The sequence below is a fragment of the Flavobacterium sp. N2038 genome, from assembly GCF_025947185.1.
Lineage (GTDB): Bacteria > Bacteroidota > Bacteroidia > Flavobacteriales > Flavobacteriaceae > Flavobacterium.
Genome location: NZ_CP110001.1, coordinates 2484295 through 2509164, shown reverse-complemented (window position 1 = coordinate 2509164; position 24870 = coordinate 2484295). Strand labels below are relative to the sequence as shown.

Annotated in this window: 18 protein-coding genes; 14 read left to right on the top strand and 4 right to left on the bottom strand. The window is 33.7% G+C overall.

Translation table 11 applies throughout. From position 1 onward, the window contains the following. The first annotated feature begins 12 nt into the window (after positions 1-12). The 3 genes from OLM51_RS11265 (at position 13) to OLM51_RS11255 (ending at position 8727) form a co-directional block, all read left to right on the top strand. Positions 13-3303, top strand: a complete 3291-nt coding sequence (locus OLM51_RS11265) for an efflux RND transporter permease subunit (protein WP_264550717.1) — start codon at positions 13-15, stop codon at positions 3301-3303. Positions 3304-3511: 208 nt separating this feature from the next. Continuing rightward, a complete protein-coding gene (locus OLM51_RS11260) occupies positions 3512-4597 on the top strand; it encodes an efflux RND transporter periplasmic adaptor subunit (RefSeq protein WP_264554285.1) in 1086 nt (361 codons plus the stop codon). A gap of 323 nt (positions 4598-4920) precedes the next feature. After that, positions 4921-8727: a leucine-rich repeat domain-containing protein gene (locus OLM51_RS11255; protein WP_264550716.1), complete on the top strand. Its 3807-nt coding sequence runs from the start codon at positions 4921-4923 to the stop codon at positions 8725-8727. Positions 8728-8886: 159 nt separating this feature from the next. On the opposite strand, the gene OLM51_RS11250 is transcribed toward OLM51_RS11255, so the two are convergent. The 4 genes from OLM51_RS11250 to OLM51_RS11235 all read right to left on the bottom strand — a co-directional run bounded on the left by OLM51_RS11250 (position 8887) and on the right by OLM51_RS11235 (position 11435). After that, on the bottom strand, positions 8887-9378 hold the full coding sequence (locus OLM51_RS11250; protein WP_264550715.1) for a DUF6985 domain-containing protein: 492 nt from the start codon (positions 9376-9378) through the stop codon (positions 8887-8889). Between the two features lie 328 nt (positions 9379-9706). Next, on the bottom strand, positions 9707-10267 hold the full coding sequence (locus OLM51_RS11245) for a hypothetical protein (RefSeq protein WP_264550714.1): 561 nt from the start codon (positions 10265-10267) through the stop codon (positions 9707-9709). Between the two features lie 11 nt (positions 10268-10278). Continuing rightward, entirely contained in the window at positions 10279-11043 is a 765-nt protein-coding gene (locus OLM51_RS11240) for a hypothetical protein (protein ID WP_264550713.1), read from the bottom strand. Between the two features lie 158 nt (positions 11044-11201). Continuing rightward, a complete protein-coding gene (locus OLM51_RS11235) occupies positions 11202-11435 on the bottom strand; it encodes a hypothetical protein (RefSeq protein ID WP_264550712.1) in 234 nt (77 codons plus the stop codon). Between the two features lie 627 nt (positions 11436-12062). Between OLM51_RS11235 and OLM51_RS11230 the strand changes: the two genes are divergently transcribed. The 11 genes from OLM51_RS11230 (at position 12063) to OLM51_RS11180 (ending at position 24704) form a co-directional block, all read left to right on the top strand. Continuing rightward, positions 12063-12857, top strand: coding sequence for a helix-turn-helix domain-containing protein (locus OLM51_RS11230; RefSeq protein WP_264550711.1), 795 nt, complete (start codon positions 12063-12065; stop codon positions 12855-12857). A 261-nt stretch (positions 12858-13118) separates the two neighbouring features. After that, positions 13119-13544 carry a DoxX family protein gene (locus OLM51_RS11225; RefSeq protein WP_264550710.1) on the top strand — a complete coding sequence of 142 codons (426 nt, stop codon included), beginning with the start codon at positions 13119-13121 and terminating at the stop codon, positions 13542-13544. A gap of 16 nt (positions 13545-13560) precedes the next feature. Beyond that, entirely contained in the window at positions 13561-13905 is a 345-nt protein-coding gene (locus OLM51_RS11220) for a dimethylsulfonioproprionate lyase family protein (RefSeq protein ID WP_264550709.1), read from the top strand. Between the two features lie 197 nt (positions 13906-14102). Beyond that, the gene (locus OLM51_RS11215; protein ID WP_264550708.1) at positions 14103-14330 is read left to right on the top strand and encodes a DUF2683 family protein; all 228 of its coding nucleotides are present in this window, start codon (positions 14103-14105) and stop codon (positions 14328-14330) included. Positions 14331-15105: 775 nt separating this feature from the next. Continuing rightward, positions 15106-15699, top strand: a complete 594-nt coding sequence (locus OLM51_RS11210) for a TetR/AcrR family transcriptional regulator (RefSeq protein WP_264550707.1) — start codon at positions 15106-15108, stop codon at positions 15697-15699. 245 nt (positions 15700-15944) lie between these two features. Continuing rightward, a complete protein-coding gene (locus OLM51_RS11205; protein ID WP_264550706.1) occupies positions 15945-17162 on the top strand; it encodes an efflux RND transporter periplasmic adaptor subunit in 1218 nt (405 codons plus the stop codon). A 10-nt stretch (positions 17163-17172) separates the two neighbouring features. Next, a complete protein-coding gene (locus OLM51_RS11200; RefSeq protein ID WP_264550705.1) occupies positions 17173-20337 on the top strand; it encodes an efflux RND transporter permease subunit in 3165 nt (1054 codons plus the stop codon). A gap of 126 nt (positions 20338-20463) precedes the next feature. Continuing rightward, positions 20464-21882, top strand: coding sequence for a TolC family protein (locus OLM51_RS11195; RefSeq protein WP_264550704.1), 1419 nt, complete (start codon positions 20464-20466; stop codon positions 21880-21882). Between the two features lie 540 nt (positions 21883-22422). Beyond that, positions 22423-22731 carry a hypothetical protein gene (locus OLM51_RS11190; protein WP_264550703.1) on the top strand — a complete coding sequence of 103 codons (309 nt, stop codon included), beginning with the start codon at positions 22423-22425 and terminating at the stop codon, positions 22729-22731. A gap of 52 nt (positions 22732-22783) precedes the next feature. Then, the gene (locus OLM51_RS11185) at positions 22784-23827 is read left to right on the top strand and encodes an LLM class flavin-dependent oxidoreductase (protein WP_264550702.1); all 1044 of its coding nucleotides are present in this window, start codon (positions 22784-22786) and stop codon (positions 23825-23827) included. Positions 23828-23852: 25 nt separating this feature from the next. Beyond that, a complete protein-coding gene (locus OLM51_RS11180) occupies positions 23853-24704 on the top strand; it encodes an alpha/beta hydrolase (protein WP_264550701.1) in 852 nt (283 codons plus the stop codon). The last annotated feature ends 166 nt before the right edge of the window (positions 24705-24870 follow it).

The window sequence follows — 24870 nt, the reverse complement described above, 5'->3', positions numbered from 1 at the left end:
TTATAAATCCTAATGAATTTAATACGTTTTGCACTCCGCAAACCCATCTCCATATTAGTATTGGTTGCGGGTCTATTTTTCTTCGGAATTGGTGCCATCAAAGACATTAAGGTAGATATTCTGCCAAAAATGAATTTGCCGGTGATCTATATTGCGCATCCGTTTGGAGGTTACACGCCAGATCAGATGGAAGCTTATTTTGCCAAAAACTACGTAAACGTTTTACCTTTCTCGAACGGTATCAAATCGGTAGAAACCAAAAATATTCAGGGGTTAATGATTATGAAATTAACCTATTATGAAGGAACCAACATGGCTCAGGCTGCTGCCGAGCTGAGTGCGCTTTCCAACAGAATACAGGCGGCTTTTCCTCCGGGAACACAACCTCCGTTTATCATCCGTTTTGATGCTTCTTCGCTTCCAATCGGGCAATTGGTTTTAAGCAGTAAAATAAGATCAAACAACGAATTGCAGGATTTAGCCAACGTTTATGTGCGTGCTTCGTTTACTTCTATTCCCGGTTTATTATCTCCGGCTCCTTTTGGAGGAAGTCCAAGAACAATTGAGGTAAATGTAGATCCGGATTTATTGCGTTCTCATAATATGACACCAGATCAGATTGTTGAAGCAATTCGTCTGAACAACCAGACGGCTCCTTCCGGAAACGTTCGTATGGGTGACAAAAACTATATTACGCCAACCAACAATACCATTAAAGAAATTAAAGATTTTGAGCAGATTCCGTTATTCAAAGGCGGTGTTCAGAACTTAAAATTGGGCGATGTAGCTTCTGTAAAAGACGGTGCCGATATTACGCAGGGTTATGCATTGGTAAACGGAAAACGTTCGGTTTACATCAGTATTGCAAAAGCGGGAGACGCTTCGACCTGGGATGTGGTTCAGAAATTAAAAGCAGAGTTGCCTAAAATTCAGAGTACGCTTCCTGAAGATGTAAACATTACGTATGAATTTGACCAGTCGGTTTATGTAATCAATTCGGTTAAAAGTTTGATTACAGAAGGAATTATTGGTGCGGTTCTGACAGGATTAATGGTATTGTTATTCTTAGGTGACCGTCGTGCGGCCTTAATCGTAATTATGACGATTCCTATTTCGATTATTTCGGGAGTTTTATTCCTGAAATTATTTGGACAAACGATCAACTTAATGTCTTTATCAGGATTGGCATTAGCAATTGGTATTTTGGTGGATGAAAGTACGGTAACGATCGAAAATATTCACCAGCATCTCGACATGGGAAAACCCAAGGCACTCGCCATTTGGGACGCTTGTCAGGAAATTGCTTTGCCTAAATTATTGATCTTGCTTTGTATTCTGGCCGTATTTGCTCCGGCATTTACCATGGTGGGTATTCCGGGAGCGTTGTTCTTGCCTTTGGCTTTGGCAATTGGTTTTTCTATGGTGATTTCGTTTTTATTGTCTCAGACTTTTGTGCCTGTAATGGCCAACTGGATGATGAAAGATCACATTAAACACGAACATGAACCTAATATTACAGACGACGAAGCAGAATTTAATGCCTGCGGATTAACGCCTGAATCTGAACAAGATTTAATTGGTCAGAAAAAGGAAATGGTCGAAAGAGAAGATTTCAATAATGATGGAAAAGTAAGTGGTTTCGAAAAATTCAGAAATCGTTTCATGCGAACTTTAGATCGTTTGTTTGTACACAAAAAAATAACGACCGTGACCTATTTGGTTGGAGCAACTCTTTTAGCCATTCTATTGATCAATTTTATCGGAAAAGACGTTTTCCCAAGAACCAATTCAAGTCAGTTTCAGCTGAGAATGCGCGCTATTGACGGAACTCGTTTGGAGCGAACAGAAGAGCAAGCCAGAATTGTTTTAAAAGAACTGGAAAAAATGGTCGGAAAAGAGCATATCGGAATTTCTTCTGTATATGTGGGTCAGCACCCTTCCCTGTTCTCAATCAACCCGATTTATTTATTCATGGCGGGTTCTCACGAAGCGGTTTTTCAAGTGAGTCTGAAAGACTATCACGAAGACATGGATGATTTTAAAGATGAATTTAGAGCGAGACTTAAAAAAGTACTGCCAGATACTAAACTTTCTTTTGAGCCAATCGAATTAACGGATAAGGTTTTAAGCCAGGGTTCTCCTACTCCTATTGAAATTAGAGTAGCCGGAAAAGACAAAAAGAAAAATGAATTATATGCGACTCAAATTGTCGATAAACTAAAAGCGATTTCCTATTTCAGAGACGTACAGATTGGTCAGCCTATTCACTATCCAGCAATGAATATTGATATTGACAGAACCCGTGCTGCCGAATTAGGAGTTGATATGAACGATATCTCGCGTTCGCTTGTGGCATCGACCTCATCTTCACGTTATACCGAAAAAAATAACTGGATCGATGAAAAAGCAGGATTATCCTATGCTGTTCAGGTTCAGGTTCCTTTAAACAAAATGAAAAGCAAAACCGATATTGGAGAAATTCCGGTATTGAAAAACTCGCTTCGTCCCGTTTTAAGTGACGTTGCCAAAATTACACCCGGATTTGTAAGTGGAGAAAATGACAATTTAGGGGCCATGCCATACATTACCGTTACAGCAAACATCTACCAAACCGATTTAGGTACGGCTTCAAAAGATGTAAGCAAAACAATTAGTTCTTTGGGCGAATTACCTCGTGGATTGTTTATTACGCCAATCGGACTAAGTACTGTACTGACAGAAACATTAAGTAGTTTACAAACAGGATTATTGGTTGCCGTTTTTGTAATCTTCTTAATGTTGGCCGCTAATTTCCAATCGTTCAAAGTTTCGTTAGTCATTTTAACAACCGTTCCTGCGGTAGTTCTAGGAGCATTATTAATGCTGACGCTTACAGGCTCAACGCTAAACTTACAATCGTACATGGGAATCATCATGTCGGTCGGGGTTTCGATTGCCAACGCTGTTTTATTGGTTACGAATGCCGAACAGCTTCGAAAAATAAACGGTAATGCCTTAGAATCTGCGAGAGAAGCTGCTGCACTGCGTCTTCGTCCGATTATCATGACTTCGGTTGCGATGATTGCGGGAATGCTACCAATGGCAATTGGACACGGCGAAGGGGGCGATCAGGTTTCTCCGTTAGGAAGAGCAGTTATTGGTGGATTGTTATTTTCAACTTTTGCCGTATTATTGATCCTTCCGCAGATATTTGCGTGGGCACAAGAAAAAACATCAACACAATCTGTTTCTTTAGATCCTGAAGACGAAGAAAGTATCCATTATATCTCATCAATAAGTAAGTCTAAAGTTATAAAGTCTTAAAGTCGAAAGTCAAAAGTCGAAAGTCGAAAGTCGAAAGTCAAATCGTTGCGATAACACTTGGATACACTTTTATACTTTCCGCATACTTGTAAAACATATATAAAACCAAAAAATGAAATCGCCAACAAAAAATAATTTATTGAAAACAAATACAGATAAATTAAAAGGCGATAACATAAATGACCAATGCAAAATAAATTCAACATTTATGAAAAGTAACATTATAAAATCTACAGCGATACTTTTTACAGCTTTAGTTGTATTAAGCTGTGAAAAGAAAAAAGAAGAAACTGCAAAGGCAGAAATCGAACCTAAAGTAGAAACTTTCGCTTTAGCGAAAGAAAAACTAACAACAGAATTGCGTTTGCCAGCCGAATTAACCGGTTTCCAACAAGTTGATTTGTATGCAAAAGTGAGCAGTTTTGTAAAACTATTGAAAGTTGATATTGGTACGAAAGTAAAAAAAGGACAGCTTTTGATTGTTTTAGAAGCACCGGAAATCAGTTCGCAATTGGCTGCAGCCGAATCGAGATTGAAATCTATGGAAGCGATTTATGCAACAAGCAAAAGTACTTACAACCGTTTGTACGAAACCAGCAAAGTGGAAGGAACGATTTCTAAAAATGACTTAGAAATGGCAAGCGGTAAAAAGAATTCTGATTACGCACAATACCAGGCAGCAATTGCAGCACACAAAGAGGTTTCGATCATGAGAGGGTATTTAGAAATTCGTGCTCCATTTGATGGCGTTGTAGCCGCTAGAAATGTCAATTTAGGCACATTTGTTGGTCCGGCAGGAAAAGGTTCAGATTTGCCTTTATTAACGATTCAGGAGCAAAGCAAATTACGTTTAGCGGTTTCTGTACCGGAATTGTACACAGGATATTTGCACCCGGGAGACGAAATGAGTTTTAATGTAAAATCATTGCCCGAAACTTTCAGCGCTAAAATTACCAGAATGTCTGGCGCTTTAGATTTAAAATTACGTTCTGAAAGAGTTGAAATGGACGTTCATAACACCAAAGGAAATTTATTACCCGGAATGGTTGCCGAAGTTTTATTACCACTTAACGCGAAAGACAGCACCTTTGTAGTGCCAAAATCGGCAGTAGTAAGTTCTGCAGAAGGAATATATGTGGTAAAAGTAGTAAACCATAAAGCGACAAGAATTGACATTAAAAAAGGAAGAGAAATCGAAGATAAAATTGAAATTTTCGGTGATTTGACTCCAAACGATAAACTGGTAAAAATTGCCAGCGAAGAAACTAAGGAAGGCGATGTCATAAACGAATAATACCGATTATGTATTCAATACAGTCTAATAAAAATTAGACTGTTTTCATACTATATCGGTATTATACTCGAATGTGCTGTTACAAAATAAAAAGCATAATTCGTATAACCTGCGTTTAGTCTTCAATTTAGTAATTACCAAAAACTGTACGCATTCTTAGGAATGCAAATTTAAAAATTGGCCTTAGGACAGCTCTCTATTTGGAGGGCTGTTTTTTTTGTTTATTAAAACATAGTCTTACGTTTTTCCGTAATAATTATTGTAAAATAACCCTTATATTTCAAGCGTAAAAAAATAATACAAATTCTCTAATATCAAAATAAATGAATAAAACCAAAGAAATATTAGAATTAGAAGAACATCTTCAAACTGAATTATATTTAGCTAATTACAATAAAGATTTTTTACAACTAAATAGATCTGTTAATCTTGATAAAGACAATAATATTATTGCTTTAAATCTTTCTTACTTGCAAATATCAGATATAAAACCTCTTGAGAAATTAACTTCATTAGAATCTCTTTATTTAGACTCAAATAATATCAATGATTTAAGTCCATTAAGAAATTTAAAAAATTTAAAGTTTTTAAGTTTAAATGAAAACCATATTGATAACTTATATCCTTTATCTCAATTAAAAAATATTGAAATTTTACATTTAAATAAAAACTACATTTCAGAAATTACAGCTTTAAAAGAGCTTGAAAAAATTAAAATTTTAAATATTAATTTAAACAGTCTTACTGATATTTCTGTTGTAAAAAATTTAAAAAATATTAAAGCTTTATCAGCTAACAATAATTGTATAGTAGACATCAGTTGCATATCAAACCTTAAGAAATTAGAACGGATTTCTTTTGCTAATAATGAAATTCAAGATGTTTCATGTTTAAAAAAAATGAAATATTTATATGAATTTATATTTACAAACAATTTTATTTTTGATTTAAGTTTTTTGTATACTTTGATTACAAAAGGGGATTTTACTCGTAATTATAATTTCTATGAAAATCCATTAGTATATCCGCCAACTGAAGAATATTTAAAAGGTGAATCTTCTATAATAAGATGGTTTAAAACTAATCATGAAAAAGCAAATATTCTTATAAAAGAATGTTTAAAGAGTAAAACTAAGTCCCTAGATCTAAGTTTTTGCGGGATTACGGATCTTACATTAATTCCGAGGCTATTTACATGTGTACATATTGAGGAATTAATTTTAAGTAATGAATGGGCAGAATATAATGACAAAGATTGGATAAAAATTTCTAAATCCCCTAAATATTTTTCCATAAAAAATAATCTTTATGAAATTCCACCTCAAATATCTAAATTAAAAAAATTAAAAAAACTAATAGTAGGTGGTGATTGGGAAAATAATGAAAATCTTAAAAATTGGAGAATTAAAGACATTAAAAATATTGCAAAGTTATCAGACCTCGAAGTAATAAATATTAGTAATAATAAAATTACTTCTATAAATGTTATTAAAAACTTAACCAATCTTAAACATATATACGCAAATAACAATAAAATAAGTAGCATTGTTAATTTAGAAAATTTAAATCAATTAAAATCACTAAATCTTAGTAATAATTATTTAAGCAATGTTGCATTTCTAAAAAAAATTAAATCAATTGAAATGTTAGATTTACATTCTAATAAATTAAAAGATATAAATGATTTAGAAATTCTTTTAAACTCTATTAAAAAAATTATCATTGATAATAATCCTATTGTGACTGTCCAAAACTGGAAACTTTCAAAGTATGACAATCATTCCTCTACAATTGAAAATTACTTTAGTAAAAAACATAATAACCAAAATAAAATTTATAAACTTCCAATAAAAGTATTACTATTAGGAAATCATGGAGCGGGAAAATCAACTTTACTAAATTATTTAACAGATACAAATAAAAATAGAAAAATAACTCCTGCAACTGATAGCACTCATATTATTAGAATTGAGAATTTTCCCAAAACAAACAAAAAGTTACCAGAAATAATTTATTTTGATTTTGGTGGTCAAGATTACTACCATGGAATATACAAGGCATTCCTGACGAACGATTCTATAAATATATTATTATGGAATTATAAAAATGATAAAAATAAAATTAGAATAGATAACGCAAAAAATATTCTAACAAGAGATTTCACTAAAGAATACTGGCTCAACCAGTTAAAATATCATTACGCCGATAATTTTAATAATTACGATGATACACTTTTGAATGACGACATAATTTTAACAGTACAAACCCATGCTGACAAAGACCTTCGTGTAACAGAAAAAAATAATATAAAAGGAATCAAGATCTCAAATGAATTTTTCGTTGCGTTAGACCAAAATGCTATTGAAAAGGATAAAATAAATAAAATCAATTTAGACTTTCTCGAATCAAATCTCAAATATGAGATTGAAAAAAAGAAAGAAGAAGATCGTTTCAATATATCACAACCATTATGGTATGGGAAATTTTTAAATTTTATATTCAATTATTCATCCGAAAAATGCATTGATATAAAAGATCTTTTAAAAAAATACAATCGAAAACCTAAAGCAAACGAAACTTCGAGAGACATCTTAAATTTTCTAATGGAAGATCTAGATCAATTGCATCGCCAAGGTCTAATTTTATATTATAAAGACTTTAATGAATTAAATGATGTTGCATGGTTAAATCCATCTTTGTTGACAAAATATATTCATGAACAAATTTTGACCACACAAGATTTAATTGAAAGTAGAGGAAACGTAAGCGAAGATAAATTTTTTACAATAGCAGGTAATGATAAAAAAATAATACAGCTCCTTCAACTGCAAAAAGTGATTTTTCACAATAAAGAAAGTAAAAATTATATTATTCCTAGTTTCTTACCTTTAGCAAATGACATAAGAGTAAAAAACAATTATGATATTTTGACTTTTGGATTAGATAATCCTGCATTTGTGTTAAAATTTGAAAAATTTATTCCATTTGGAATAGTTAATCAACTTATATGTCATTTTGGCAACAATCCCGATAGCAAAAATTTTTGGAGAGATCAATTGATTTTTACATTAAACAATGCAATTAAGGTTTTAATTAAACTGGATTTTAATAATTTAGAAATATCAGTTTTTTTAAACAATAAAAACCTAGAAAATTCAAGATTACTTGTTGTGGAAAGATATATTTTTACTTGCTTAATTGCAATTTATTATGATATTCCATTATTAACTTTCGCAGAATATCTTGAAGATCAAATTAAAATTGCAGACACTAAGGACGATCCAAATAAAAAAGATTCGATAGAACGTGACTCAATAACAGCTAATTTTATAGAAATCATTAATAAAGTTCCAGAGGATTTATTTTTATCTTTAGATAACCAAAGATTTGTAAAAGTCACTACTCTTAATTCAATAACAGATGAATTTAAAATTTTGTCATTTAACACTGAATCAACAAAAAATCTTAAAAAGAATGATATAAATGACGATACATTATTACGCACTTTATCGTATGCCAAACCTAAAGAGTTACCAATCTATAAATTTCAAAACTTTACGAACAAACCTTTAAAGAAAATGAAAAAAATATTTATATCTTATTCAAAAGATGATCTTACTTTAGTAAATGAATTTCAAGATCATTTATCATCATTAAAAAGAGATAATATTATCGCTACTTGGTATTGTACTGAACTTCTAGCCGGTGGCGAATGGGACAAAGATATAACACAACATTTTGAACAATCAGATATTGTATGTTTTATGGTGAGCTCAAATTTAATGCGCACAGAATATATTCACAAATATGAAATTGCAAAAGCTTTTGAAAGAAAGAAAAATGATATTGACTTTAAAATTGTACCTATAATTTTAGATTTTTGTAGTTGGGGTACTCAAGTTAACAATTTAGGGGATTTTACTGCCTTACCTTATACAGCAAAACCTGTTTGTGATTTTGACAATAAAAATATGGCTTGGTATACTGTTGTTGAATGTATCCGTTTCATGATTGAATCAAATGAGCAACCAATTAATGATGATTGGTATCAGGATAAAGAATTACCCAAAAGTGTTAAAAATATATTTGAACGTATTGTGAATAAAACAGTTAATAAAAGCGGTAAATAAAACATTCAATTTTCATTAAAAAACCTCGATCCTAAAAAAGTCGAGGTTTTTCATTTTATAAACCCTATTCCTCACCCAAATAAGTATTCAAAATCTCCGTCAATTCATTTAGCCAAGTGAATCCTTTCATATGAAAGCAGGGATTATTAATTGTTTTATTTAAGTCTCAGAAATACCTCCAACATCTTCTATTTGCCCCTCTACAAACTTAAATTCAATGCCGTGTTCAGTATCTAATTTGTAGCGAATAGTTACTTTAATGGTTTTGTCGTCCAAAATCCGTACATACATTATGTCTTTAATGTAAGCGTTGTGCTTTTCAGTAGTGTCAATGTCTAACGGCGGCTCGCCTGATTGCTCACTGTTTTCATAATATTTTGCATAAATTCTATTGTATCGGTCAAATGCTTTTAGTTGTAAATCTGCTAAATGATTTTCAATATTATCAATAAAGCTTTTATACGTTGCTGCAAATGCGGTCAATTGTTTTTCGGTTGGAGGCGTTTCAATTTCTTCGCCATCTTCATCGTATTCATCGCCTAAAAAAACCTCTGTTTTAGAATTTTCAAAAAACGGATATGAAAAATAAATATCAGAAGAGTAACCTGCCCAATCTTCTTCTATATTTCCCCAATATGGGTGTATTGTCATGTGTTTATATTTTAAAAGTTAAATTTATTGCTTTACTCTTTTTGAGTTCTTCAGTCTTCTTCTGCTAATGCAAGCGTCTCGCTCTTGAACAAAAATGCAATATAAAAAACCTCGACTTAAAAAATCGAGGTTTTTCATTTAAAAACTTTACTCCTCACTCAAATAAGGATTCAAAATCTCTGCCAATTCATTGAGCCAATAAAAACTATCTCCTAAGTTGAAGATTTCGTTTTGGAGATTTTTGGTTTTAATCATAACCCGACTCCAATTTTTATTTCGAGATCGCCTTTAAATAAACCTTTACAATCGTATTTTAATTATAATAAATTTAGAAATTATACCCTATTCTTAAGTGTAAATCAACGGCAACTTCTCCCTTTTCATTATTTATTTTTTCCAGAAAATATCTGTAACCAATCCCAAAACCAGTTTCATAATGAAAATGACTCCCTAGGTTTCTGCGAATACTCCATTTGGGAATAATAGAAATATTACTTACTGCATCAACATCTTCATTTGAAATGATAAATAAATCAGGTTGATATTTTAAATTTAATGCTATAAAATTAGCGTTGTTGTTTGATATTGTTTTACTATTACGTGCTCTTTTTTCAATATTGTAATAGTATCTTGGCTCTACCGCAAATACCGGAACAAGTACAGTCCCAATCTTGGCATCAGATGCTCCTCCAAAAAAACCTGCATCAAGACCTAATTCACTTTTTAATGATAGGTTAGAAATTAGTCTTGTTTCATTATTGACCCAAAAACCTAAAAAACCCGTCTCTACTCCAAAAATTGATTTTTCCAGTGCATCTTTGTTTTGCGATATACTCTTTGTTCCAAATGTTATTACAAATAAGAGTATTGTTATTTTTGATAATTTCATTGTTTACGTTATTAATATATTTCAATACCTATTTTAAATCCTGCACTTTCAATATTATGATAGTCTTTCTTTAAATGGTCTGAATTGGTAAATGTTTTATATAAATTTTGATGAGAGTAACATAATTCAAAGTCGCCTAATATTCTCTTGAAAATTACAAATCGATACCCAACACCAATTCTCATTAAAACACCGAATTGTTCAACAGATCCTAACTGCCCACCCAAATCAAAGGAAGTTAATAAACTCTCTTTTGTATCATTTAGAATCCATTTAATTCCGCCAGTAATTGGTATGTACTCTATTTTTGGCTGGTTGATAAATTCATAACCACTACTTGCTGTAAAGGCAAAATGATTTGAAATATAATAGTTAAAGTGTATGCTTGTTCCTACTATCTTAGATTTTGTACTAGTTTCGGATATTTCATCATGTTCTGAAGGTATTCTGAAATCATATGGAAATAGGATTAGCGCTGAAACATCAGCGCTAAATCCCTTATTTTTAAATTCTTTTCCCTGACAATAAACCATTATCGGAACTAGAAATAATATCCTAAAAAACCATTTTAAACCCATGCGATGTTCCATTTTTTCTTTGTCATTCTTTGGTAAAAAGACATCATCGTTTTCTTGCGATACAAAGCATAAAGCAATAAGTCTGCCCTCGGTATCACTTATTGGCGTTCTATCAGATGATGTATATCTGCGGTATTTGGTGCCTACCCAAAGTAAGTCTCTTCCCTCTCCTAAAATGAGTAACAAGGCTGATCCCATAAATTTGACCTTTGACACGTTTTTTTTAGAAAATTACCAGTCAGGTTACTCTTTAATGACCTCAATACGTTATTAAAATATTAGAATAAGGCATTTTTTACAATGAAAATCAAAAAAAAACCTCGACTTAAAAAATCGAGGTTTTTCATTTAAAAACTTTAATCCCTACTCAAATAAGGATTCAAAATCTCAGCCAATTCATTGAGCCAATAAAAACTATCTCCTAAATTGAAGATTTCGTTTTGGAGATTTTCAGTTTTAGTCATTGTACCCAGAGCAAGCGTAGTGTTTACTTGTCTTAGTGTTTTAGCCATATCTTCAGGATCTATCCTGTTGTTGAAGAAATTTACCAATCTGGTTTCGGCTTCTTTGGAAAGGGTGTTTGTACTCATAATGTCGTAGTATTAGGAATATAAAAACCCTTGCATCTTAGTGTTCCTAACGCCTACGACAGCGTTTACGGTCGTTTCCGATACCGTACACATAACACAAGGGCAAGTCTTGTTCAAATCTAAAGTCGTAATTATAGGAACTTCAAATATAAGAAAACTTCTCAAAAAGAAAGATTTTTCTTTCAATTAATATATTCCTTTTATCAAATATAAGAAATCTATAATTCAGCAGATATTTATTGTGCTTTTGTCATTTCGACCGAAGTGAGAAATCGCACTATCCCAAAGCCTCGGGACGCAATCCAAATCGCCAATCTTTGTCGAGCTACTTACGAAGATTTCTCGTTCCTCGAAATGACAAACTAGGCGGGAAATACAGGAAAGAGCCATTGGCTCGATCAATATTGTAGGGCTGTCCCGATAGCTATCGGGATTAATCCAGTCAATACATAGAATCCATATCAAAAAAGATCCGTAGGATCGAAACAAATTTTATACGTCATTAATAATATCCAATGGCTTATTCAAAATATAAATTAAGATAGACCAAGTCAGAAACAAATTCTTTAAAATAAATAAAAAATTTGCGAAATCTTAACGAACTTAGCGGCTAAAATTCAAAAACAAATGATTGATATAAAGACGTTTGAACAGGCAGAAGATTTAAAGCATTCGAGGCGCGTATTAAAATATGTGCTGCTTTTTTGTACATCGGGCGAAATAACGCTTTCGGTGGACGAGAACGAATATATCATCACAAAAAATTCGGTCTTAACGATAACTTCCGGTCAAATTCATTTTATAAAAAATAGTAACGAAGCAACAGGATTTGTTCTTGAATTTACTTATGATTTTTTCTGCAAAAACGATAATGATATCGAACTCATTTTTCATAATAGTTTGTTCTGTCATTTTGCAATGAATGAAGTAATAAAAGTAGATGATGATAAACTGGTTGTTGATGCTTTAGCACTTATTCAGCAGGAAATTGCGCAAAAACCGTATCAATATCTGATCTCTATTCATTCCAGAATCCAATTGATTTTAATAGAAATCAATCGCTCTAAAATAAAACTGGGAGAAGAAATCTACAAACCAGATGCTTTGTTTCTTCATTTTCTGGAAGCCATTCGCGGGAATTTCGACAAAAATCTTTCTGTAAATGAAATTGCCAATTTAATCGGCACGACTGAAGCCAAACTAAACGAACTATCCAAACTGCATTGCAACAAAACTGCGCAAAACATCATCTTTGGATTGATTATTTCTGAGGCTAAACGTTTGTTTACTTACGAGAAATTGTCGGTAAAAGAAACCGCTTATGCTTTAGGTTTTAATGACCCTTTTTATTTCTCGAACTTCTTTAAAAAACACACGAATATTTCTCCTAAATCTTATAAAGAGAAAGTTGTTCAATTATAAGTGTTTTTCTTTCGTTATGAAAATTGCTCACAAAGTCACAGAGTCGCAAAGTTTAGATAAAAGCTTAAAAAAAATGCTTTGCGACTCTGCTCCCGATAGTTATCGGGATTGCGAGATTAAATAAAAACATTTTGACTTTGTTTCTATTTGCAATTGCACTGTACATAAAATTTAATTACATGCTTTTCCTAGGATTCTCTATTCTTTAAAAAGAGCCACTGCCTGATCTTTGTATCTGAATAATTACTAATAAAATAGTTTATGAAAAGATATCAGGATTATGCCATTTTGCTTTTACGAATCGCAATGGCAATTGGGTTTTTATCTGCCGTTTCTAGTCGGTTAGGTTTGCTGGGAAAACAATCTTCTGGCTGGGAAAATTTTTTGTCTTATGCCGAAAAAGTAAATTCTTTTTTGCCTAAAAGTTTCATTCCGTCAATTGCAATAGCCAGCACTTTTCTGGAGGCCTTATTTGCTGTTTTCCTCTTAATCGGATATCAAACAAGAAAAACTGCTATAGGCGCTTCAATCTTAACTTTTCTATTTGCGTTGGCCATGACTTATTCCTTCGGAATTAAAGATCCTCTTGATTATTCTGTATTTGTTTTTTCTACGGGCGCTTTTCTTTTAGCCACCTCCGACAAATACCGATGGAGTTTAGACGAATATCTTTTGAAAATTAACTAATTAAATTTGAATACATATGGAAACTAAAATCACAAAAAGCAATGAATTAGAGTGGAAACCTCTTAAAGAAGAAGGTGTAAAAACAGACGGAATTTATGCTAAAGTATTACGCTTTGATACAACCACAAACCGCCCTCCTACTTTTCTTTTAAAATTTGAACCTGGCGCTTCGTACCCAAATCACGTGCATCCCGCGGGCGAAGAAATCTACGTTCTCGAAGGTGAAGTGCGCTCCGGAAAAGACGAACTTAAAGCAGGTGATTATTTGTACATGCCTCCGGGAAGTACGCATTCTGTGTTTTCCAGAACTGGCTGTACGCTTTTGTTTATGATTCCGGAGGAGGTTGTCATTTTGAAGTAAACAAAATAATCAGTAGCCTCCTGCTTTAGCCGGAGGTTTATTTGTGATTATTTGTTGAGGCTTTAGCCAAATGTTTTTTTGTAATTTTATGAAAAATTGCAATTTGCACTAACGAAGAAATAAATAATTTATAGAGATTAACATGTAGATTAGACTTTTGTCTTAACTTTGTTAATCAACTTTAGTACATTAATATCATGCAAGCAATTAACATCACAGCATATACAGAAGACGCTTCTCAAATAGAAGCTGTAAAAGCTTTTATGAAAGCACTAAAGATTAAATTTGAGATAGCTAATGTAAAACCATATGAGTTATCTGAAGAACAACAGAATATATTAAATGATCAAATTATTTCAGATAAAAACCTTTATACTGATGCTGACTATGTCTATACTGATTTAAAAAAGAAATATGACTTATAAGATTATAGTTTCTCCAATTGCATTAAAAAATATTGAGGAAGCTATAGAATATTATATTTTAAAAGTTAGCAGAAAAGTTGCCCTGGATTTTCTTAATGATTATAAAAGGTTTACAAAGCCTTACAGTTAAATCCTTTCTATCAATTTCACGATAGTAATTATCGCTATCTTCCATTTAAAAAATTTCCATACGTCGCATTTTTCATTGTTGATGAATTATCAAAAACGGTATTTTTAAATGCTGTTTTTCATACTTCACAAAATCCAGAAAAATATCCCGTAAAATAAGGATTGTCCATTATCAATGGAGGCTTCGACTTTGCTTAGCCTGACAAAACTGTGCGCTTTTTGTGTTCTGTTTGTCATTTCGAGAAACGAGAAATCTTCACAAGAAACTCCGCAATTTAAATCGATAATCTTTGTCGAGCTACTTACGAAGATTTCTCGTTTCTCGAAATGACATGACAAACTAGATGGAAAATCTAATGAAAAAATACACCATCTCTCTTAGCCCTGATCGAAACGGTATCCTTTTATGCCGGGGTTCGGCATAAAAGATATAGTGAAGAGCAGGACAAATGTTCTTGAAAAACCGAAATTTTCTTGCTCCTTAAAAAATTATTCCAATTAAAACTTCAATAAAATAAAGGCTTCGCAAAACATTTTTAAAGCGCTTATTGTACGATAAGAAAATATTATGGCAAAAATATTTTATAATTCGAAAAACCGCCATACATTTGCCTAACAGTGTTAAACAATTTAATACTCGAATAAAATGGCTAGTAAAGATCGAATTTTAAGACAAAAAGAAGAGACAAGAAATAATATTCTTGGCGCTGCTTATGATATCGTAAAAGAAGACGGCTGGAATGGTTTGAGTATGCGTAAAATTGCCGACAGAATCGAATATACTGCCCCTATTATTTATGAATATTTCTCTAATAAAGATGCCATTCTACAGGAATTAACCGGAAAGGGTTTCATTAAACTGACAAAAGAATTAGAGAAAGCAAGAGCCAAATTTGAAAAACCGGAAGATCAATTAGAAGCCATGTGGATGGCGTATTGGGATTTTGCTTTTACCGATACCGAAATGTATCAGGTAATGTTTGGTGTTCAAATGAGCTGTTGTTCTCAGCGATGTTCTGCTTCGGAAGCGCCTTACAGATTATTCGTTGCTGTTATTGCAGAAATCATGAAAAACAGTAATCCAACTGAAGAAGTCGTCAAGCAGAAATATTTTACGTTCTTTTCTGTAATTCACGGTTTAATCGCTATTAATATCATTAACAAAAGTGATATATTAGAAACAATTAACAATCAAATTTTGAAAGATGCCATTGGCGGTATCATCAAATCAATACAATAGTTTTTTTTTCAAATTTTACTTAACAGTGTAAAACAATTTAATTGGGTAATATAAAATCCTTTTTTTTATAACCTTAACTTAACACTGTTAGAAAATTTAATCAAGTAATATCGAGTTTTTTACTCTCTTACTTAACAGTGATAAATAATTTAATACCGATTTTGAGATAAAATCTTAAAGGGCTTATTAAATGGAAAATTACGCACTTTGACTTAACAATGTTAGATAATTTAATTTAATTAAATATGAATCCCGAGAATTCCAGAATACCACAAAATTTAACCCGAGAGAATGTTCAACCAATTAAAACCATAATGAAAATGAAAAATGTAATTATAACCAGTTTTATTCTGGCATTAGTATTAAGCAGCTGTGCCGATAAAAATCAGGCGCCTGCTGCTCCTGCTCCACCGGTTTTACCAGTGTTGGCAATAACAAGTGCAAACACCACCACAGACGCTGAATATCCTGCTGCAATACAAGGAACTGTAGACGTAGAAATTCGTCCGCAAGTAAGCGGAAATCTTGAAAGAGTTTATGTAGACGAAGGTGCTTATGTAAGCAAAGGACAAACATTGTTTAAAATAAACGAACGTCCGTTTCGCGAGCAGTTAAATAATGCTTTGGCTAATCTTCATGCTGCCGAAGCTGCTTTAATCAACGCACAGTTAGAAGTTGATAAATTAACTCCTTTAGTTCAAAACAAAGTAGTTTCTGATTATCAGTTAAAAACAGCTAAAGCTTCTCAAAAAATTGCTGCTGCCAATATTGAGCAAGCAAAAGCAATGGTAGGTTCTGCCAAAATTAATTTAGGATATACAAATGTTACAGCTCCTGTAAGCGGGTACATAGGAAGATTGCCTAAAAAACAAGGAAGTCTGGTTTCTGCTTCTGATGTTGAGGCTTTAACAACTTTATCAGATGTTCATGAAGTATTTGCTTATTTCTCTTTGGGCGAAACTGATTTCATCAACTTTAAAGCGCAATACGCCGGAAGTTCTCTTGGCGATAAAATCAAAAAATTACCTCCAGTAACTTTAATTCTTGCTGATAACAATGCTTATCCGCAAACCGGAAAAATCGATATGGTAGACGGACAGTTTGATAAAACAACCGGAGCTATCACGATTAGAGCCACTTTTCCTAACGCAAACGGGACATTGCGTTCTGGAAACACAGGAAAAATTCGTTTAGGATTACAACACGATGATGCCATTTTAGTTCCGCAGGCTGCTACAGTCGAAATGCAGGATAAAGTATTTGTTTTCACGGTAGGTAAAGACAACAAAGTAACCAAAATGCCTATTACAGTTGTGGGTAAAAGCGGTACCAATTATTTAATAAAAGAAGGTGTAAAAACAGGTGACCAAATCGTATTAAGCGGTATTGATAAACTTCAGGACGGACAAGCAATCCAGCCTCAAAAATCAGCCAGCGTTGCCGAAGTAACTAATAAAAAATAATTCTACAAAAATGTTCAAAATATTTATACAAAGACCAGTACTGGCAACTGTAATCTCCATTTTATTGGTGATCCTGGGTGTACTTGGTTTAACTAAACTGCCTTTACAACAGTTTCCTGATATTGCGCCACCATCGGTTTTGGTAACGGCAGTATATCCGGGGGCAAATGCAGAAACGGTTTTACGTTCTGTTGCACCTTCTATCGAAGAATCTATAAATGGTGTAGAAAACATGACTTACATGAGTTCTACAGCAAGTAACGATGGTAGTTTGGCTATTACTGTTTTCTTTAAATTAGGAACAAATGCTGATCAGGCTGCAGTAAACGTACAAAACAGGGTTGCTCAGGCTACAAGCCAGCTTCCGGCAGAGGTTGTGCAACAAGGTATTATTACAGCTAAACAACAAAATAGTTTCATCATGGCTATTGGTATGTATACTGATGATGAATCAAAATACGATCAGACTTTTGTTGCCAATTATGCTCAAATCAATATTATTCCCGAGCTTAAACGTATTCCGGGTGTGGGTTCTGCCAGTATTTTTGGTGGTGTAAAAGATTACTCTATGCGTGTTTGGTTAAATCCAACACAAATGTCTACTTACAAGGTAACTCCAAATGAAGTTATGGCGGCCATTCAGGACAAAAGCCTGGAAGCTGCTCCAGGTAAATTTGGAGAAAGAAGTAAAGAGGTTTTTGAGTACGTAATTAAATACAAAGGTAAACTTACCAAACCAGAAGATTATCAAAATATTGCTATACGTTCTAATCCTGATGGTTCTGTCCTTCGTCTTAAAGATGTTGCGAGAGTGGAGCTTGGTGCCTATTCTTATAACAGTTTAACCCGTTTAAATGGTAAAAAAGGAGTTGTAATTGGGGTTATTCAGTTAGCAGGTTCAAATTCTAATGATATTCAGATTGCCATCAATAAAATGATGGAAAAGGCTTCTAAAGATTTCCCTAAAGGAATAAAACACAATATTTTCTATAGTACAAAAGTTTCTCTGGATCAATCGATCGAACAAGTTGAGCATACTTTACTAGAAGCTTTTATATTGGTATTTATTGTGGTATTTATCTTCCTGCAAGATTTTAGATCAACATTAATCCCGGCTATTGCTGTACCTGTAGCAATTTTAGGAACGTTCTTCTTCATGCAGTTATTCGGATTTTCGATCAACCTTTTAACGCTTTTCGCATTAATTCTGGCGATTGGTATTGTGGTCGATGATGCCATTGTGGTAGTCGAAGCGGTGCATGCGAAAATGGAACACAAACGCTTGTCTCCAAAAATCGCCACACATGAAGCAATGCACGAAATCACGGGTGCTATTATCTCGATTACGCTGGTAATGGCTGCTGTATTCCTGCCGGTTGGTTTTATGGAAGGCTCAACAGGAGTTTTCTATCGTCAGTTTGCCTTTACGATGGCCATTGCAATTGTAATTTCGGCCGTTAATGCCTTAACATTGAGTCCGGCACTTGCAGCATTATTCTTAAAAGATAATCACGGAGCACACGGCACAAATGGATCGCATGAGAAAAAAGGATTTAAAGAAAAATTCTTTACCGCTTTTAACAGCAGTTTTGAATCGCTAACCAATCGTTATGTTGGCGGATTGAAATTCTTAATCAGAAGAAAATGGTTGAGTTTAGGAGGGTTAGCATTAATTACAGTTGCAACTATTGTAATGGTTAAAACAACTCCTGCAGGATTTATTCCAACAGAAGATCAGGGATTTATTGCTATCGCAGTTAACACCCCATCCGGAACATCATTAGACGGAACTCAAAAAGTAATGACTGAAGCAGAGAATACTTTAAAAGCATTAGATGCTTCACGATTTGTAACCGCTATTTCAGGTTTTAACTTATTGACCAATTCTACTAGTCCATCATCTGCAGTTGTTTTCGTATTGCTTAAACCAAACGAAGAACGCGGCGATATTAAAAATATTGACGAAATCATGAATCAGGTTCGTGGTAAACTGGGAACTATTTCGGGCGGAAGTTTCTTCGTCTTCAGTTTCCCAACTGTACCCGGATTTAGTAATGTTGAGGCTTTAGATTTAGTTTTACAAGATAAAACTGGAGGAAAACTGGATAAGTTTAGTGGTATATCTCAAAATTTCATTGGCGAATTAATGAAACGTCCGGAAATTGCGGTTGCCTTTACAAGTTTCAAAGCCGATTATCCTCAATTACAATTGGATATCAATGACGAAAAAGCCAATCAGTTAGGCGTAAATGTAAAAGACATTTTACAAACCATGCAGGCGTATTTTGGTAGTGCACAGGCATCAGACTTTAACCGATTTGGTAAATATTACCGTGTGGTTGTTCAGGCTGATATTGCCGACAGAGCAGATCCAACAGCAATTGATCGTGTATTTGTAAAAAACAAAACTGGCGAAATGGTGCCCATAAATACTTTAGTTAAGCTAACTCGTATTTATGGTTCTGAAACCGCTTCACGATATAATTTATTTAACTCAATTTCTATTAATGCAATTCCGAAACCAGGATTTAGTTCCGGAGATGCCATTAAAGCAATTGAAGAAGTAGCAGCACAACAATTACCTGCAGGTTACGGGTTTGAATTCTCGGGCCAAACCCGTGAGGAGATTTCTTCCGGAGGGCAATCGGCTACAATTTTCTTACTGTGTTTGATATTCGTTTATTTCCTACTTGCTGCACAGTATGAGAGTTATATCCTTCCTTTGGCGGTGATCTTATCAATCCCTGCAGGTATTTTTGGAGTATTCGTAGCTATTGGTTTAACTGGTATTGAAAACAATATTTATGTGCAAGTTGCCCTGGTCATGCTGATTGGACTTCTTGCCAAAAATGCCATCCTGATCGTCGAATTTGCCGTGCAGAAAAGAAAATCGGGACAAGCGTTAATCAGAGCTTCAATCGATGCTGCAAAATTACGTTTACGACCAATTATCATGACGTCACTTGCCTTTATTGTTGGTTTAGTACCCATGATGAGTGCCAAAGGACCATCTGCTCAAGGTAACCACTCTATAAGTATTGGTGCCGCCGGAGGTATGATTTCAGGAGTAATTCTAGGATTGTTTATCATTCCTGTTTTATTCATCATCTTCCAGCATTTACAAGAACGAGTTTCTGGAAAACCAGTTGCCGTAATTCATAACGAAGAAAAATAAAAATGGAAAACTATATAACGACAGTTTTGGTAGCCGTAATATTCGGTATCGCCTATATATCATACAGAATCTCGAAAGATCTTGAAAACAGAAAAGATACTTGTACAGAAATCTAATAAAAAGACAATGAAAAATTATATAACCAAAATCGTGATGATCGCCATTTTGATCACGACCTTAATATCCTGTAAGGTATCAAAGGATATTGAAACACCAAAAGATGCATTTCCTGAAAATTTCAGGAATGCAGCTGTTTCAAAAGACACAACCAGTATTGGCGATCTGGAATGGAAAAATTACTATACCGAAAAAGATGTTGTACAGTTAATAGACAGTGCCATTGCCCGCAATAATGATTTACAGATTGCTGCCAAAAATATCGAAATTGCACAGTACAGATTTACTCAGTCTAAATGGGGAAATGTACCACAGGTTAATCTATTTGTTAATGCAAGCAGCAGTAATCCGTCAGACAATAGTTTTACGGGAATGAATCTAAATCAGGCTTTGGGTCAAAAACACATTGATGATTATTCAGCCGGAGCAACACTTTCATGGGAAGCTGATATTTGGGGGAAAATCAAAAATCAGAAAAAAGGCGCTTACGCAGAATATCTTCAGTCTGCCGAAGTTAAAAAGGCTTTACAAACCAATATCGTAGCCAACGTTTCAAGAGGATACTACAATCTTTTGATGCTGGATGCCCAATTGGATATCGCCAAACAAAACCTTCAGCTAAATGATAGTACAACAAATATTATCAAACTGAAATATGACGCCGGACAAGCAACTTCATTGGCAATTCAGCAATCTGAAGCGCAGAAATTAAACTCTGCGCAATTGATTCCGTTGTTGGAACAAAACATTGCCATTCAGGAAAATGCATTAAGCGTTTTGACTGGTTCTTTCCCGACTGCAAAACAAAGAACAACACTTTTAAACGCAATCGCAATTAGAAACGATAATACAATAGGAATTCCGTCTTCATTAGTAAGCCGAAGACCCGATGTTAAAAGTGCCGAACTTGAATTAAAGATTGCCAATGCAAATGTCGGAATCACAAAAGCCGATTTGTATCCGGCATTGAGAATTACGGCACAAGGTGGCGTGAACTCTTTTGAAACCAGTACGTGGTTTAATATTCCTGCTTCTCTTTTTGGTACCGTAGCAGGAGGCTTAACACAACCTTTACTGAACAATAAAAAAGTAAGAACACAATATAATATCGCTGTTGCCGAAAGAGAAAAAGCAGTTTTAAATTTCAGACAGTCAGTTTTAATTGCTGTAAGCGAGGTTTCTGATGCTTTGGTAGTGACTGAGAAATTACAACAACAGGAATATTTTCTACAGGAAAAAGTAAAAACACTGCAACAAGCAATTAAAAATGCCAATTTGCTTTTCAAAAATGGAATGGCAGAATATCTTGAAGTTTTAACCGCACAGGCAAATTTATTGCAAAGTGAACTTGAACTTGCAGATATCAAAAGACAACAATTAACAGCCAACACCGAGTTGTATCGCGCTCTTGGCGGTGGCTGGAGATAATACCCGTACCCGTTAATTATTTATTTTTTGAGATGAAAACGCTGTGAGACCTTTGGGTTTCATGGCGTTTTTTAGTTTGATTTGCCACAAAGGCACTAAGTCGAACTATTTTGTTTCATGCAGATTTTAGAAGATTTAATTTTAAAAAAGGGACAAAAAATTATCTGCGCATATCTGCTTAAATCTTTTTATCCCGATAGCTATCGGGAGCGTGAAAAAACTTTTAAATATGTTTTTCGCCTTACACTTATCATCGTACGCGGATGATACTGATTTGATTTGCTAAAACATGGATTTATGCGATTTTTTTTATTCTGCATTCTATATCGTGCTGAGCAAAACCGAAGATTATCATTATACAAATGGTCCATAACTTCAATTTCAAAGATAAAAGTTCTGCTTTAGATTGTTGCAGGCTACCCAGCCACAACATTTCCTTATTTTGAGATTTTTTTAACTTTTATAGTATATGTAAATAAACAAAAAGTGGTAAATTCGTTTTAAATTACGGAACGATCGTTCCGTTATAAATATATTATTATGCAAAATTCAAATCATTCCCTTGTCAGAATTACTTATTTACTCAAACATCGACAAGAGAAAAATCTCAATCAAATTAAAACAATACTAGAAGAAAATCAGTTCTGGGAACATTTTCCTTCTCAGGGAAACAAGATAATTAATTGGCAAGTGCTTGTTGGCAAAGGCCATTTTATTACACTCGAATGCGAAACAGATAAACTTCGCGATCTAAATCTTGTTATTGAAACAAGAGCATGGGGAGCTTTTGAAACGGAAACTTATCTGTCTTATGATTATTTACCCATTTTCGGGCTTAACAATAAATAATATTTTTTTCATTTTTTCAGGAACGATCGTTCTGAATATAATTTAAACATTTATGGAATTAGGAATTAGTCTCTTTGGAGACATGCACATCAATTTAGAAAACAAAACTATACAATCAGCTGAATCTCGATTAAAGGAACTCAAAGAAGAAATAATTCTGGCAGATGAAGTTGGTTTGGACATTCTGGGAATAGGAGAACATCATCGCGAAGAATATGCGGTTTCCAGTCCTGAAATTGCATTAGCTTTTGCTGCATCAATTACGAAAAAAATCAAATTAACAAGTGCAGTGAGTGTACTAAGTTCTTCAGATCCTGTTAAACTTTTTCAGGATTTTACCTTACTTCAGGCATTATCTGATGGTAGAGCAGAACTTATGGCCGGAAGAGGAAGTTTTGTAGAATCATTTCCGCTTTTTGGTCATAATTTACAAGATTATAACGAACTTTTTATTGAAAAACTGGATCTTCTTTTTAAACTTAATCAAGAAGAATTGATTACCTGGAAAGGGAAATTCCGTCCTGCTTTAGAGGCGCAACAAATATTTCCACGCGCAGAAAAACCTTTAGATATATGGGTTGCATCCGGGGGGTCTCAAAATTCAGTAATGAATGCTGCACAAGATGGGATACCACTTATAATGGCTGTAATTGCCGGTACCCCTCTTACAAGTTTTGCCCCGCTGTACAAATTATACAAATCAATCTATAATGCATGCAATTACGATCAGGACAAATACAAAATAGGAATGTTTTCGCATGGTATTATTGGAAATGACAGTAAAAAAATAAAGGAATACTACTTTAATCACTATGCTTCACAAATGAATCGAATTGCTGACAGCCGGGGCAGAAATCATTTTCAAAAATTTCAGTACGATTTTGGTACCTCTCCTGCAGGTGCAATGTTTGTAGGTGATCCTTCAGAAATTACAGATAAAATATTGTATGCCAGAGAACTTTATGGCATCACACGTTTTATACTTCATTTAGATGTTGGTGCTCCTTCGCATAAACATATCATGAAAAGTATTGAATTGTTTGGAGAAATTGTAGCTCCCGCAGTACGTAAAGCTATAACAACACAGAATCATTAATAAAAATAAACTCAAACATTATAAAATGAAAATTTCAAAAATACATTATAAGCTATGGAATGGTAATGCTCCTTCAGAAAATGGATTAACAGGTGAAGAAGTATACGATCCGTTATCCCCATTAGAAATTACAAATGTGCACACCGCAGAAATATATGTTTATCTCCCAGCATCAGATATCAATACAAGAAAAGCTGTTGTAATTTGCCCAGGCGGTGCATATGCAGGTTTGGCTATTAATTCGCAAGGATATGACTTTGCAGAATGGTTATGTTCACTTGGTATTGCCGGAATTGTACTCAAATACAGGTTACCTAATCAAAACAAAAACATACCATTGGATGATCTAAAAGAAACATTCGAATATCTTCATCAAAATGCAGCAAAATTTAACATTGACAAAAATGATATTGGTGTCTGTGGTTTCTCTGCAGGCGGACATCTGGCTGCATTGTTTGCAAATAGCAAGATAGAGCAAAAACATTCCTATTTACATCCGGCATTTAACTTACTATTTTATCCCCTAATATCGATGCAAAATTACACGCATGAATTATCAAAGGAAAATCTTTTAGGCACAAACCCTTCTGCTGAAGAACTTAAAAAATACTCTCCCGATTTATTAACCGGCAATCATACTCCACAAACTTTAATCCTTTGTTCTGATGATGATACCTTGATATCTCCTATCAACAGTATTTTGTATTACAGGGCACTTCAGGAAAATAAAATTCCGGCTTCTTTACATCTTTTCCCATCAGGAAACCATGCTTGGAATATAAAAGGTACAAATATGTTTGGGCAAAAATTTGAGCAAATAAATCAAGCAAAAATTATCCTGAAAGATTGGTTGTCTGCTCTAAAACCTATCCGATAATTACTGTTTTTTGAGATGAAAACGCTTTGAAGCCATTGGGTTTCATGGCGTTTTTTGATTTTCGATAAAATGTAAAGACGAAAAGTATTTATCATGCAAATTTCATAAAAGACAAAACTCTCACTATCATCCAATATTGATTAAATTATAAGAAAATCATTATTTT